The 15,272-nt window shown below is 74.5% G+C and carries 6 protein-coding genes; all 6 read left to right on the top strand.

The window, feature by feature from the left end; translation table 11 throughout:
• The first annotated feature begins 114 nt into the window (after positions 1-114).
• The 6 genes from RNC47_RS05285 to RNC47_RS05260 all read left to right on the top strand — a co-directional run bounded on the left by RNC47_RS05285 (position 115) and on the right by RNC47_RS05260 (position 15,217).
• The gene (locus RNC47_RS05285) at positions 115-1,389 is read left to right on the top strand and encodes an ABC transporter substrate-binding protein (RefSeq protein ID WP_311595919.1); all 1,275 of its coding nucleotides are present in this window, start codon (positions 115-117) and stop codon (positions 1,387-1,389) included.
• Positions 1,390-1,399: 10 nt separating this feature from the next.
• Entirely contained in the window at positions 1,400-2,329 is a 930-nt protein-coding gene (locus tag RNC47_RS05280; protein WP_311595918.1) for a carbohydrate ABC transporter permease, read from the top strand.
• Positions 2,330-2,337: 8 nt separating this feature from the next.
• Complete coding sequence (locus RNC47_RS05275) at positions 2,338-3,162, top strand: carbohydrate ABC transporter permease (RefSeq protein WP_311595917.1); 825 nt, start codon at positions 2,338-2,340, stop codon at positions 3,160-3,162.
• A 5-nt stretch (positions 3,163-3,167) separates the two neighbouring features.
• Positions 3,168-5,138 carry a glycoside hydrolase family 127 protein gene (locus RNC47_RS05270; protein WP_311595916.1) on the top strand — a complete coding sequence of 657 codons (1,971 nt, stop codon included), beginning with the start codon at positions 3,168-3,170 and terminating at the stop codon, positions 5,136-5,138.
• On the top strand, positions 5,096-9,226 hold the full coding sequence (locus tag RNC47_RS05265; RefSeq protein WP_311595914.1) for a discoidin domain-containing protein: 4,131 nt from the start codon (positions 5,096-5,098) through the stop codon (positions 9,224-9,226). The genes RNC47_RS05270 and RNC47_RS05265 overlap by 43 nt, the downstream gene beginning before the upstream one ends.
• Positions 9,227-9,487: 261 nt before the next feature.
• Positions 9,488-15,217 (top strand): type I polyketide synthase, encoded by a 5,730-nt coding sequence (locus tag RNC47_RS05260; RefSeq protein WP_311595913.1) that lies wholly within the window; start codon positions 9,488-9,490, stop codon positions 15,215-15,217.
• Positions 15,218-15,272: the final 55 nt, after the last annotated feature.

Raw genomic sequence — 15,272 nt, 5'->3', positions numbered from 1 at the left:
TCGTTTCGGCGGCGGGATATCAGTCGCCGCAGGGTGCATTGACGGTTTGTTACTCCGCCTCTACCTTCCGCCCGAAAGCGTTTTCGGCTGGGCTGCGCGCGAAGGAGTCAGACCATGGGACGAAAGGCTGTGTCCGCGGTCGTCGCGGCGCTTGTCGCCGCCGGCCTGCTGACGGCCTGCGGGGGCGGCGGGAGCGGATCCGCCGGCACGGGTGCCCCCGAGGGCGTGGACGACGGCACGACGCTGACGATGTGGACCAGGGCGGCCACGGGCCCGCAGAGCGAGGCGCTGGTCGAGGCGTACAACGCCGGCCATGAGAACACCATCGAGCTGACCGTGGTGCCCACGGACGACTACCAGGCGAAGATCGGGGCCGCCGCCGGTTCCGGCGAACTCCCCGACCTCTTCGCCTCCGACGTGGTGTTCGCGCCGAACTACACCTCCAGCGGGCTCTACGCCGACCTGACCGACCGCATCGCCGCGCTGCCCTTCGCCGACGACCTGGCCGCCTCGCACCTGGACGCCGGCACCTGGGAGGGCGCCCGCCACGTGGTGCCGCACACCCTGGACCTGTCCGTGCTCTTCTACAACCGCGACCTCTACCGGCGGGCCGGCCTCGACCCCGACCGGCCGCCGACCAGCCTGGAGGAGTGGGACGAGCAGGCCAGGGCCGTCGACGCGCTGGGCGACGGCGTGGACGGCACCTTCTTCGGCGGCAACTGCGGCGGTTGCGGCGTCTTCACCTGGTGGCCGTCGATCTGGGCCGCCGGCGCCGAGGTACTCGACGCGGACGGCACCTCGGCCGACCTGGCCTCCGACCCGGCCCGCCAGGTGTACGACACCTACCGCGGCTGGGCCGCCGACGGCATCGCCGCCCCCGGCACCCGGGACGAGACCGGCACCACCTGGACCGGGGTCTTCCCCGAGGGAGACATCGGCGTGATGCCGATGCCCTCCACCACCTTCGGCCAGATGCCGGACGAGCTGGACTTCGGCGTGGCCCCCATCCCGGGTCCCGGCGGCGGTGGCAGCACCTTCGTCGGCGGCGACGCCATCGGGATCGCCGCCACCAGCGAACACCCCGACCAGGCCTGGAACTTCCTGCGCTGGTCGCTGGACGACGAGGCGCAGCTGGACGTGGTGGCGGCCGGCGGCGACGTCGTCGCCCGCACCGATCTGGCGGCCAACGAGCACGCGGCGGCCGATCCCCGGCTGGTCACCATCAACGAGCTGGTCGCCGAGGGCCGCACCCCCTACGCGCTCAACTTCGGCCAGACCTTCAACGACCCCAACGGGCCCTGGCTGGCGCTGATGCGGAACGCGGTGTTCGGGGACGGCGACTCGGTCGAGGCCGACAACCAGGCCGTCACCGACTCGTTGCGCGACTGAGGGACGGCGGATGAGCAGCCTTCCGCACCACCGCGCCGCCGCGCCCGCGGCCCGTCGGCGTCCCTGGTGGCGGTCCCGCGCCGCCCGGGGCGCCGCCTACGCCACGCCGACCGCCGTCTTCGTCGCCGTGCTCTTCGTGCTGCCCCTGCTGCTGGTCGGCCGGATGTCGGCCAGCGAGTGGCCGCTGCTCGCCGGCGACCGCGGCCTCAACCTGCCGGAGAACTACCCGGACGTGGTGGGTAACCAGCTGTTCTGGCCGGCCGTCAGGTTCACCCTGCTCTACACCGGCATCGTCACGGTCGCGCTGCTCGGCCTCGCCCTGCTGCTGGCGCTGCTGGTGCAGGAGGCACGCCCCGGCACCGGCTTCCTGCGCACCGCCTACTTCCTGCCGAGCGTGCTGGGCCTGGCCTCCGCCTCGCTGCTGTTCTGGGGGCTGTACAGCCCCGCCATCGGGCCGATCGGGCCGCTGCTGAGGCGCCTCGGCCTCGTCGAGGGGGACGTCTCCTTCCTCGGCTCGCCGGGCGCCGCGCTGGCCTCCACGGTGTTCCTGGTGGTGTGGAAGTTCGCCGGCTTCTACATGCTGATCCTGCTGGTCGGCCTCCAGCGGATCCCGGTCGAGGTGTACGAGGCGGCGCGGATCGACGGCGCGCGGCGCGGGCAGATCTTCCGCTCCGTCACGCTGCCGCTGCTGCGTCCCTCGCTGGCGTTGACGCTGATCCTCTGCGTCACCGGATCGCTGCTCGCCTTCGACCAGTTCTTCATCCTCACCAAGGGCGGCCCCGACAACAGCACCGTGACGGTGGTCCAGCTGATCTACCGGGAGGCGTTCCAGCGGCTCGACCTGGGCACCGCGGCGGCCCTCTCGATGCTGCTGCTGGTGGTGCTGCTGGTCCTGAACGCCCTGCAGTTCCGCGGCCTGCGCCGCGCCGACGAGAGGTGAGGCGAGGGATGACACCCGGTCGTGCCTGGGGCAGGACCCCCTACTACGTGCTCGCCGGCGGGCTGGCGATCATCTTCCTCTTCCCGATGGTGTGGACGGCGTGGGCCTCGGTGGCCGGCCAGCCGGGCACCGCGCAGGAGTCGGGGCTGGGCCTCGGCAACTACCGCAGGCTGCTGGAGTACGACGCCGGCCTGTGGCGCTACCTGGCGAACAGCGCGATCGTCTCGGTGCTGACCGTGGCGCTCACCCTCGGGGTCTCGCTGCTGGGCGGGTACGCCTTCGCCCGCTTCGACTTCCCCGGCAGGAACGCGCTGTTCCTGCTCACCCTGGCCATCCTGATGGTCCCCTACGCCACCCTGCTGATCCCGCTCTACGTGCTGCTCGGCGACCTCGGCCTGCAGAACTCCTACCTGGGGCTGAGCCTGGTGCTGGCGATGTACCAACTGCCGTTCGCCACCTTCATGATGCGGATCAGCTTCGAGGCGGTGCCGCGCGAGCTCGAGGAGTCGGCGCTGATGGACGGCTGCGGCACGTTCGGCGCGCTGCGGCGGGTCCTGCTGCCGGCGGTGGTGCCGGGGCTGATCACCGTGGGCCTGTTCGCGTTCCTGGCCGCGTGGAACGACTTCATCGCGCCGCTGATCCTGATCAGCGACGGCGAGAAGGCCCCGTTGCCGCTGGCCGTGGCCAACCTGCGCCAGCAGAGCATGGGCGCGATCGACTACGGCGTCACGGAGGCCGGGGTCGTGGTGCTCGCGGTGCCCTGTCTGCTGCTCTTCCTGCTGCTGCAACGCCACTACATGCGGGGCTTCATGTCCGGCGCGCTGAAGGGATGACCGACATGACGACCACGATGTCGCCTGTGGTGCCCGGCGCGGGCCGGCTGCGCCCGCTGTCGCTCGCCGACGTCCGGATCACCGGCGGCTTCTGGGGCCGCCGGCAGGACGTCAACTCCCGGGCCACGCTCGACCACTGCCTGCGCTGGACGCGCCGGGAGGGCTGGATCGACAACTTCCGGGCCGCGGCCGAGGGCGGGATCGCCGGCCGGCGGCGGGGGCGCGAGTTCGCCGACTCGGAGACCTACAAGCTGCTGGAGGCCGTCGCCTGGGAGCGGGCCCGCCCGGGCGGCGCCCCGCCGGCGGCGGCCGCCGAGGTGGTGGCGCTGGTCGCCGCGGCCCAGGAGCCGGACGGCTACCTCGGCACGGCCTTCGGCCACCCGGGGCAGCCGCCCCGCTACAGCGACCTGGAGTGGGGCCACGAGCTGTACTGCTTCGGCCACCTGATCCAGGCGGGGGTGGCCGAGGCCAGGTCGGGCGGCGGGCCGCTGGTCGAGGTGGCCCGCCGGGCCGCCGACCACGTCTGCGACACCTTCGGCAGGGACGGCGCCGTCCAGGGCCTGTGCGGGCACCCGGAGATCGAGCCCGCCCTGGTCGAGCTGGCCCGCGTCACCGGCGAGCAGCGCTACCTCGACCAGGCGGCGCTGTTCCTCGACCGGCGGGGCCACGGGACGCTGCGCCGGGCCGAGTTCGGTTCGGCGTACTTCCAGGACGACGTGCCGGTCCGGGCGGCCACCGTCTTCCGCGGGCACGCGGTGCGCGCCCTCTACCTGGCGGCCGGCGCCGTCGACGTAGCGGTGGAGACCGGCGACCACGAGCTGCTCGCGGCGGTCGTCCGCCAGTGGGAGACGACGGTGGCGCGCCGCACCTATCTCACCGGTGGCATGGGCTCGCACCACCTGGACGAGTCGTTCGGCGAGGACTTCCAGCTGCCGCCCGACCGGAGCTACTGCGAGACCTGCGCCGGCGTCGCCTCGGTGATGCTGGCCTGGCGGCTGCTGCTGGCCACCGGGCAGCCCCGGTTCGCCGACCTGGCCGAGCGCACCCTGTTCAACGTCGTCGCGGCCTCGCCCGCCGAGGACGGTCGGTCGTTCTTCTACACCAACACCCTGCACCGGCGGACCCGTTCCACGGTCCCCGACCCCGAGGCGGCCAACCCGCGCGCCGCCTCCGGGCTGCGCGCGCCGTGGTTCGCGGTGTCCTGCTGCCCGACCAACGTGGCCCGGCTGCTGGCCAGCCTCGGCGGCTACCTGGCCACCACCGACGGTTCCGGGGTGCAGCTGCACCAGTACGCGGACGCCGAGCTGGCCGCGGCGCTGCCCGACGGGCGCCGGATCGGGCTGCGGGTCGCCACCGACTACCCGGCGGCGGGCGAGGTGTCGGTGCGGGTCACGGACGCCCCCGGCGGGGCGTGGACGCTCACGCTGCGGGTGCCCGGCTGGGCCGGGCACGCCGCGCGGCTCACCGAGCCGGCCGGGGTCGGCCGGCCGGTCGGCCCCGGACTCGCCGCCGTCACCCGGGAGTTCGCGGTCGGCGACGTGGTGCGGCTCGCCCTGCCGATGGCCCCGCGCTGGGTGGCGCCCGACCCGCGGATCGACGCCGTGCGGGGCACGGTGGCGGTGGAGCGCGGCCCGCTGGTGCTGTGCGCCGAGTCCGTCGACCTGCCGCCGGGGCACGAGGTGGACGCGCTGCGCGTCGATCCCCGGGTGCCGCCGGAGGACGCGGAAGGCCGGGTCGTGGTCCGGGCCGAACTGGTCGGCCCCGACGACCACGCCTGGCCCTACCCACCGTTCGAGGGGCCGCGCGCCGCGGCGGCCCCACCGGGGGACGGCTTCCGGGCCGTCCTGGTCCCCTACCACTCCTGGGCCAACCGAGGCCCCTCCACCATGCGGGTCTGGCTGCCGACGGCGGGCCCCGACCGAGGAGGTACGCGATGCGTTTCCGGCACCGAGGCAGGCGACGCGGACCGACCCTGATCGCCGCGTTCGTCCTGGCGTTGACGCTGGGCCCCACGGGCGCCCCGCCGGCCGCGGCGGACAACGACGCGATCGGCTACCCGGTCTTCGCCGGGTCCGACGAACCCGTGCCGGAGCTGGCCGCCGGGTTCTCCGTCACCGGCACCCTGCGGGCACAGTACGAGGCCGACCTGGCGGCCGGCGACGGCACCAGCTTCTGGATGGACCGGATGCTGGCCAGGCGCGGCCCCGACCCGGCCGGCGACTGGCTCTTCACCAGGGGCCGCGCCGTCTTCATGAAGGAGCACGACCCGTCCCGGCTCGGCTTCGCCGGGGACGTCGCCTACTGGGAGAACATCGACGACCGCGCCGCCTACACGATCACGCTCGCCGTGGACGGCCAGGAGGTCGGGCTCACGGAGGACGTCGACGAGCGGGTGCAGACCCCGAGCCACTGGCGGAGCGAGTTCACCGGCGGCGGACTGCGGGTCACCCAGCGGAAGTTCGTCACCGACGCCAACGTGTTGGTGACCTCCCTGGAGGTCACCGACACGGCCTCGGCCGGCCGCCGGGTCACGGTGCGCGCCGTCTCGCCCTACGCCACCACGGCCGAGGGCGCGGAGCTGACCGGCACCGTGCCGGCCCGCAACGACCTCACCACGCTCTACCCGCGGCTCTCCGGGGACGGCCTGGCCCCCGACGGCACGGCCCTCACCGGCACGCTCGACCTGCCGGCCGGCGGCTCGGCCACCACCAAGGTCCAACTGGGCTTCGTCACCGACGAGCTCACCGAGTCGCGACCGGCCTACGACGCGGTGCGGGCGGCCGCCCCGGCCGCCGCCTTCGCCGACCATGTGCGGGCCTACAACCGCTGGTGGGTGGAGAACCTGCCGTACCTGGACATCCCCGACGACGACATCGAGAAGACGCTGTACTACCGCTGGTGGCTGCTGCGTTACAACTACCTGGACGCCGACATCCCGGGCTCCGACTACCAGTTCCCCACCTCCATGGAGGGGGTGCTGGGCTACAACAACGCCATCGCGCTGACCATCGGGATGTTCGTCGACGACCTCAAGTACCTGCGGAACCCGGCCTACTCGTACGGCCCCTGGGTGTCGGCCGGCGAGGTCTCCCGCAACGACCGGTACACCGACAACCCGGGCGACCCGGAGAACTGGTCCAACAGCTACACCCAGTACCTCTCGGAGTCCGCCTGGGACTCCTACCAGGTGCACGGCGGCCCCGAGGGCGTGGTGCGCAACCTCGCCCAGTACGCGGCGGCGGACGTGCGCGGCCAGCTGGCGGAGTACGACACCGACGGCAACGGCCTGATCGAGTACGACCGGGGCGCGATGACCGGCAACGACGCCGACGCCGTCTCGTTCGACTGGCGTCCGGGCAACCTGGACCGCGCCGAGTCCGCCTACGTCTACAGCAACGCGCTGGCCGCCGCCGAGGCGTACGCGCTGCTCGGCGAGCGCGAGTCGGAGGCCGAGATGCGGGCGGTCGCCGAGCGGGTGCGGGACGCCGTGCTCGAGTACCTGTGGAACGACGAGGAGCGCCTGATCCAGCACCGGCACGTCGAGTCAGGCGACCTGGTGCCCTGGAAGGAGATCAACAACTACTACCCGTTCTCGGTGGGCCTGATGCCCACCCCGGACGAGGACCCCCGGTACCTGGACGCGCTGCGGCTGTGGGCGGACGCCGACGAGTACCCGATCTTCCCCTTCTACACGGCCAACCAGGCCGACAAGCGGGAGGCGGCCGAGCAGGGCCACCCGGGCAGCAACAACTTCTCCGTCATCAACTCCACGGTGACCTTCCGCTTCCTCGCCTCGGTGCTGCGGAACTACCCGAACGAGTACGTCGACAACGAGTGGTACGCCCGGCTGCTGTCCTGGAACGCCTGGTCCCACTACATCGACGGCGACAACAACTGGCCCGACCAGAACGAGTTCTGGGCCGACGGCAGCGCCGACCCGCAGGGCATCGGCTACCGCTCCTGGATCCACCACACCATCCTGGGCACCACCAACTGGACGGTGATCGAGGACGCCATGGGCTTCCAGCCACGCTCCGACGACCGCGTCGAGCTGTGGCCCATCGACATCGGCTGGCCCTCGTTCGCGGTCACCGACATCAACTACCGGGGCACCGACCTCGCGGTGGTCTGGGACCAGCCGGGCGACGGGGAACGGCCCTACGGCACCTCGGTGCCGGAGGGCTACTCGGTCTTCCTGGACGGCGAACGCGCCGTCACCGTGGACCGCCTCACCCACCTGGTGTACGACCCGGAGACCGGCGAGGTGTCGTTCCCCGAGGGCGGCGGCGAGGTGCTGAGCGCCACCACCGCGGAGCTCGCCGCCCCCGAGGAGGTCGTGTTCGGCCCCGGCGACCGGGTCACCGACGTGTTCGCCAAGGCCGGGCGGGACGTGACGGTGGCGTCCGAGCCGGTGAACCTGGCGGAGGGCGCGACGGTCAACGCCTCGCACCAGGCGTCGGGCCGCCCGGCGGCGGCCGCCGTGGACGGGTTCACCATCAACGAGCCGTTCTGGGGCAGCGCCGGCTCCGGCGATCCCGAGGACTGGCTGGCGCTGGACTTCGGCCAGCCCGTCGCCGTGGACCGGGTGCGTCTCCACTTCGCCAGCGACAAGCGCCCCGGCGGCTACGCGGAGCCGGCGATGTACACCGTCCAGTACCGGGACGGCGACCAGTGGCGGGACGTGCCCTCGGCGGTGCGCGCCCCGACGGCGCCGCGCGCCAACCTCAACGAGGTGCGCTTCGACGAGGTGACCACCTCGGGGCTGCGGGTGGTGCTGACGCACCGGCCGGGGCACGCGAGCGGCCTGAAGGAGTTCCAGGCCCTGGCCACCGGCGCCGGCGGCGCCGACGTGCCCAACGCCGCGCCCTGGCTGCGGGCGTGGCGGGACCCGGCCTTCGCCAGTCCGGGCGCGGCCCGGCTGGTCGGCGTGGTGAAGGACGACGCGCGGCCGGCCCGGCGGCTCGACGTCCGCTGGGACGTGGTCTCGGCGCCGGACGGCGGCGTGGCGCTGTTCGAGGACCCCACCGCGGCGACCACGGTGGCCCGCTTCACCGAGGCCGGCAGCTACACGCTGCGGCTCACCGCGGACGACGGTGAGCTGCGCTCGACCGGGGATGTGGTGGTGGACACCGAGGGCGCGGGCTCGGGACGGGTCAACGTGGCCCCGGCGGCGACCCCGAGCGCCTCGTACACCTCGGGCTGGGAGTCGCTCGCCGCGGTCAACGACGGCCGGGAGCCCAGCTCGTCGGGCGACAGCCCGCGCTGGGGCAGCTGGCCGCAGAAGGGCACCCAGTGGGTGGAGTACCGCTGGCCGGAGCCGGTGCGCGTCGACGGCTCCGACATGTACTTCTTCCGCGACGCCCAGCCGGGCGCGGCCGACGGCGTCGGCGTGCCGAGCTCGTGGGTGATCGAGTGGTGGGACGGCTCCGGCTGGCGGGCGGTGACGGACCCCAGCGGGTACGGGACGGCCGAGAACGCGTACAACCCGACCGACTTCGCGCCGGTGACCACCAGCCGGCTGCGGGCCAGGCTCACCGGCCACCCCGACCTGGCGGTCGGCATCCAGGAGTGGAAGGTGTACGCGCAGGCGCCGGAGGAGGTGCGCCCGGTGCACGTGCCGACCACCGTCGGCGTGGTGCCCGACCTGCCCGACGCGGTCACGCTGGTCTCACCCGAGGGCGTTCCCACGGAGGCGGCGGTCGACTGGCAGCCGATCACCGAGGAGCAGGTGGCGCGCGGCGGCACCAGCGTGCGGGTGACCGGCCTCACCCGGAGCCCGCCGCTGGCCGTGCCGGCCACCGTGTGGGTGCGGGTGACGGACGCCGTGGAGATCACCAGCGTCGCCGAGGAGCGGCTGCGCACCCGCGCCGGCGTCCCGCCCGCCATGCCGGGGACCGTGACCGCCACCTACAACGACGGCTCGCGGGACAGCGCGGTGGCCGTCGACTGGGCGGCGGTCCCGCCCGACGCCTACGCGCGGCCCGGCACGTTCCAGGTCACCGGCACGGTGGCCGGCACCGGCGTCCGGGCCACCGCGACCGTGACGGTGCTCGGCGACACCTGACGGTACGGCGGTGCGGCGATGGGGGTGTGGACCAGCCGTGCAGGCCCGTCGGAATTCTTGAAATTCTTCCGGGACCGCACATGAAACACCCCCATCCTTCATCGCTGCTGAATTTACGGCGAATTCACCGGGCCAGTTCGACAATGCGGTTCGACTCCGCCTAGGCTGCCAACTCCGCAGGTCAGAGGGGTGGCTAAACCTCTCCATCAGCAGCGCGCGGAAATCGCACCAGCACGTCACAAGCTTCTGGAGAAATTCGCCATGCCGAAAACCGAGGGACCCTGGAGCAACCGGCTCACGGCGCTGCCGGACTCGGCGTGGCACGAGGCGCTGCTGGCGCTCATCGCCGGGCAGGTGTCGACGGCGACCGGCCGGGCCGAGTCGGCCACCCTCGACCCGGCCGCGCCGTGGCGTCGGCTCGGCGTCTACCGGGAGGTGGCGGAGCGGCTGCGGGCGGGGCTCGCCGAGGCGACCGGCCTCGATCTGCCGGCCACGCTGTTCTTCGACCAGCCGAGCCCGCGCGCGGTCGCCGAGTACCTGCGGTCCCGGCTGCTCGGCACCGCCGCGCCCGCCGGGGACGAGCCGGCGGGCGCGGCCGCCGAGGCGCCGGCCACGGGCCCGGCACCGGCCGTCCAGGAGCCGATCGCGATCGTCGGCGCCGCCTGCCGGCTGCCCGGCGGCGCCGACTCCCCCGAGGCGTTGTGGCGGCTGGTCGACGAGGGCCGGGACGCCATCGGCGGGCTGCCGGACGACCGGGGCTGGGACCTCGACGCGCTGTACGACCCGGACCCCGGGCACCACGGCACCGCGTACACCAGGCACGGCGGCTTCCTGCCGGGCATCGACCAGTTCGACCCGGCGTTCTTCGGGATCAGTCCCCGCGAGGCCAAGGCACTCGACCCGCAGCAGCGGCTGCTGCTCGAGGTCTCCTGGGAGGCCATGGAGCGTGCCGGGATCGACCCGCACGGGCTGCGCGGCTCCCGCACCGGTGTGTTCGCCGGCGTCTCGCTCCAGGACTACGGCCCGGCCTGGCACGAGGCGCCCGAGGAGGCGCAGGGGCAGATGCTCACCGGTAACGCCCTGGGCGTGATGGCGGGGCGTGTCGCCTACACCTTCGGCTTCGAGGGGCCGGCCCTCACCGTCGACACCCAGTGCTCCTCCTCGCTGGTCGCCGTGCACCTGGCCGGACAGGCGCTGCGCTCGGGCGAGGCCGATCTGGCGCTGGCCGGCGGGGTGACCCTGATGTCGACGCCCGGCATGCTGCTGGAGTTCAGCCGGAAGCGCGGTCTCGCGCCCGATGGCCGCTGCAAGGCGTTCTCCGTGGACGCCGACGGCACGGGATGGGCCGAGGGCGCCGGGGTGCTGCTGCTGGAACGGCTCTCGGACGCCCGCCGCAACGGCCACCGGGTGCTGGCCGTGGTGCGCGGCACCGCCATCAACCAGGACGGCGCGAGCAACGGCCTCACCGCCCCCAACGGCCCGTCCCAGCAGCGGCTGATCCGCCTGGCGCTGGCCAACGCCGGACTGCGGCCGTCCGACGTGGACGCGGTCGAGGCGCACGGCACGGGCACCGCCCTCGGCGACCCGATCGAGGCCCAGGCGCTGATCGCCGTCTACGGCCGGCAGCGGCCGGCGGGCCGGCCGCTGCACCTCGGCTCGCTCAAGTCCAACATCGGCCACCCGCAGGCGGCGGCCGGCGTCGCCGGGATCATCAAGATGACGGAGGCCATGCGGCACGGCGTGCTGCCCAGGACGCTGCACGTGCGCGAGCCGTCGCCGCACGTCGACTGGTCGGCGGGCGACGTACGGCTGCTCACCGAGCCGGTGCCGTGGAGCCGGGCCGGCCGCCCTCGCAGGGCCGCCGTCTCCGCCTTCGGGGTCAGCGGCACCAACGCCCACGTGGTGCTGGAGGAGGCGCCGGACACGGAGCCGCCGGCCGCGGCGGCCCCGGTGCCGCTGGTGCTCTCGGGACGGACCGGGGAGGCGCTGCGCCAGCAGGCGGACCGGGTCGGCACGTACCTGGCGGAGCGTCCCGAGCTGGCGCCGCTGGACGTGGGCTTCACCCTGGCGGGCCGGGCCCGCTTCGAGCACCGCGCGGTCGCCGTCACCGGGGACCGTGAGCGACTGCTGGGTCAGCTGGCCGCGTTGGCCGCCGACCGCTCGGCGGCCGGCCTGGTCAGCGGCGCGGTGCGGCCGGCGCTGCGGCACGGCGGGCCGCGCGGCAAGCTGGCCGTGCTCTTCACCGGGCAGGGCAGTCAACGCCCCGGCATGGGTCGGGGACTCCACGCCGCCTACGCGGTGTTCGCGCGGGCGCTGGACGAGGTGTGCGCCCGGGTCGACCCCCATCTCGAACGGCCGCTGCGGGACGTGATGTTCGCGGCGGACGGCTCGCCCGAGGCCGCGCTGCTCCACCACACGGCCTACGCCCAGCCCGCGTTGTTCGCGCACGAGACCGCGCTGTTCCGGCTGGTCGAGTCCTGGGGGCTGCGGCCCGACCTGCTGGCCGGCCACTCGATCGGCGAGCTCACCGCCGCCCATGTCGCCGGTGTCCTCTCGCTCGACGACGCCTGCCGACTGGTCGCCGCCAGGGGCCGGTTGATGCAGTCCTGCCGGGCCGGCGGCGCCATGGTGGCGGTGCGGGCCGGTGTCGACGAGGTGCGCGAGTCGCTGGCCGGGACCGAGGGGCGGGTCACCGTCGCGGCAGTCAACGGCCCGCTGGCCACCGTGATCGCGGGCGACGCCGACGAGGTGACGAGGATCGCGGAGACCTGGGCGGCCGCCGGCCGGAAGACCCGCCGTCTCGAGGTCAGCCACGCCTTCCACTCCCCACACATGGACGGCATGCTCGACGCGTTCGCCGAGGTCGCCGGCGGCGTCACCTACCACCCGCCGGCGCTCGCCGTGGTGTCCACCCTGACCGGGGAGCCGGTCGGCGAGCGGGAGCTGTGCGCACCCGAGTACTGGGTGCGGCAGGTGCGTGAGCCGGTCAGGTTCCTCGACGCGGTGCGCCGGCTGCACGCGGAGGGCGCCGGCGGCTATCTCGAACTCGGCCCGGACGCCGTGCTGTCCGCCCTGACCCCCGGTTGCCTGCCGGCGGAGCCGGACGGCACTCCCCCGGTCGTGGCGGCCGCCGCCCGCGCCGGTCGCCCGGAGGCCGTCACGCTGCTCACCGCGCTGGCCGAGCTGCATGTGCACGGCGTCCCGCTCGACCTGCGCGCCCCCTACGAGGGCTCCGACGCCACTCACGTCGAGTTGCCCACCTACGCCTTCCAGCGCCGCCGCTACTGGCTCGACCGCCCCGCCGCCGCGCCCACGGCCCGACGGCGCCCCCGCCGGGCGGAACCCGTCGACCTGCGGTACCGCGTCGAGTGGCGCCCGCTCGGCCCGGAGCAGCCGCCGGCGTCCGACGCGCTCACCGGCGTCTGGCCGCTGCTCACGCCGCCCGTCGGGGTCGACGAGGAGTTGGTCGGCCGCCTGTCCTGGGTGGTCGAGCGCCTCGGCGGCGAGGTCGTCAGGGTGCCGCTGTCGGCCGAGGACGCCGACCGGAGCCGGGTGGCCGAGATGGTGGAGAAGCGGGTGCTCGCCGAGGGCGGCCGCGTCGGCGGCGTGCTCTCGCTCCTCGCCCTCGACACCGAGCCGCACCCGGAGCACCCGGTGCTGACCCGGGGGGCCGCGCTCACCTGCGCCCTGTCGCAGGCACTGGCCGACCTGGCGGTCGCCGCCCCCCTGTGGTGCGTGACCCGGGGCGGGGTGCGGGCCGGGGAGGGGGAGCCGGCGCCCGACCCGCGGCAGGCCCTGGTGTGGGGGCTTGGCCGCACCCTGGCGCTGGAACGCCCCGACGGCTGGGGCGGGCTCGTCGACGTGCCGGCCGAGGTGGACGACGAGTCGCTCGGCTGGCTGGGCGTCGCGCTCACCGCGCCCGCCGGCGAGGACCAGCTCGCGGCCAGGCCGACGGGACCGCTGGTGCCCCGCCTGGTGCCGGCGGGAGCGGCCCCGGCCGCCGCCGAGCCCTGGCGGCCGCGCGGCACGGTCCTGGTCACCGGCGGCACCGGCGCGCTGGGCGCCGAGGCGGCGCGCTGGCTGGCCGCCAATGGCGCGAGCCGGCTGGTGTTGACGAGCCGGCGCGGGATGGACGCGCCGGGCGCGCAGGAGCTGCTCGCGGAGCTCGGTGCCTCGGGCGCCCAGGTCACCGTCGTGGCCTGCGACGTGTCGGATCGCGCGCAGCTGGCCGGGCTGCTCGACTCGCTCCCCGCCGACCAGCCGCTCACCGGCGTGGTGCACGCGGCGGGCGTCGGCGGCCGGCTCGCCCCGCTCACCGAGGTGGCGCCGGACGAGTTCGCCGCCACCCTCGCGGGCAAGGTCGCCGGCGCCGTCCATCTGGACGAGCTGCTCGCCGAACGCGGGGTGACGCTTGAGGCGTTCGTGCTGTACTCGTCGATCTCCGGCGTTTGGGGCAGCGCCGGCCAGGCGGCGTACGGCGCCGGCAACGCCTTCCTGGACGCGCTCGCCAGCCGGCGCGTGGCCGGCGGCCTGGCGGCCACCGCGGTCTCCTTCGGGCCGTGGGCCGAGGCGGGCATGGGGGTCGAGCCGGGGCTGCGCGACTTCCTGCGGGAGCGTGGCCTGCCGCCGCTCGATCCGACGGTCGCGGGCGCTCTGCTGTGGGAGTCGGTGAGCCGGGGCGAGCACGGCGTGATCGTCGCCGACGTGGACTGGGACCGCTTCCTTCCGCTGTTCACGGCCGCGCGCCCGGGTCGGTTCTTCGCCGAGCTGAGCGCGGCGGCCCGGCCGGAGACCACGGACGCCATGCCCGCCGAGGAGGGCGGCTCGTCGTCGCGGCCGCGGCCGGCCGACCTCGCGGCCCTGCCGGAGGCGGAGCGCGCCCGGCGGCTGCTGGACCTGGTGCGCGGCGAGGCGGCCGCGATCCTGGGACACGCGGCGCCGGAGGACGTCGACCCCGAGCGCCGTTTCCTGGAGCTCGGCTTCGACTCGCTGGCCTCCGTGGAGCTGCGCGGGCGGCTGGTGGCCGCCACCGGCCTGACGCTCGCCACCCCCGTGGTGTTCGAGCACCCGACCGCTGGTCAACTGGCACGCCATCTCGGTGAACTGACGGTGCGCGCGGCGAGCGCCGCCCGGCGTGCGGAGCAGGCCGAGCGCCCCTCGTTCGGGGTGCGCGACCTGTACCGGCAGGCGTGCGGGATGGGCAAGTTCGCCGAGGGCGTCGACCTGCTACGGGCCGCCGCCAAGCTGCGGCCGACGTTCCGGACGGCCGAGGAGTTCGGCCCGGTCGAGCCGGTGCGGCTGGCGAGCGGCCCCGCGCAACCGGTGCTGATCTGCCTGCCCTCCATGGTCGCCCCTTCGGGTCCGCACAACTTCGCCCGCCTCGCGCTGCACCTGCACGGCCTGCGGGACGTCCACGCGCTGCCGCACCCCGGCTTCGGCGACGACGAACTGCTCCCCGCCACCAGCGACCTGGTCGTCGACCTGCACGCCGCCGCGATCCAGCGCGCCTTCCCCGACTCCCGGGTCGCGCTCGCCGGCTACTCCTCGGGCGGCTGGCTGGCACACGCGGTCGCGGCCCGGCTGGAGGCTAGCGGCGGTGCGCCCGACGCCGTGGTGCTGCTGGACACCTGGTTCCCCAAGGACCGGATACCCGAGGAACAGATCGAGGGCCAGCTGCGCGGCATCGCCGTCAACGACCAGGCGTACGCGCTGATGACGGAGGCCCAGGTCACCGCCCAGGGCGCCTATCTCGACCTCTTCGACGGCTGGCAGCCGACGGCGGTGAACGCGCCGGTGGTGCTGGTGCGGGCCGGCGAGCGGATGCCGCAGGCGCCGAGCGACGAGGCGGCGGGCGAGGGGCGTTGGACCACCGCGTGGGAGGTGGAGCACGACACGATCGAGGCCGTGGGCAACCACCAGACGATGATGAACGAGCACGCGGAGTCGACGGCGCGGGCGCTGCACCGGTGGTTGGACGGGAACCGGGCGTGAGGGGCCGGGCCCGGCTTCGTGTCCGAAACTCGCCGCGTCACACCGGTTCGCTACG

Source organism: Streptomyces millisiae (genome assembly GCF_031845425.1).
Classification (GTDB): domain Bacteria; phylum Actinomycetota; class Actinomycetes; order Streptomycetales; family Streptomycetaceae; genus Streptomyces; species Streptomyces millisiae.
This window is presented reverse-complemented; position numbering and strand designations above follow the sequence as displayed.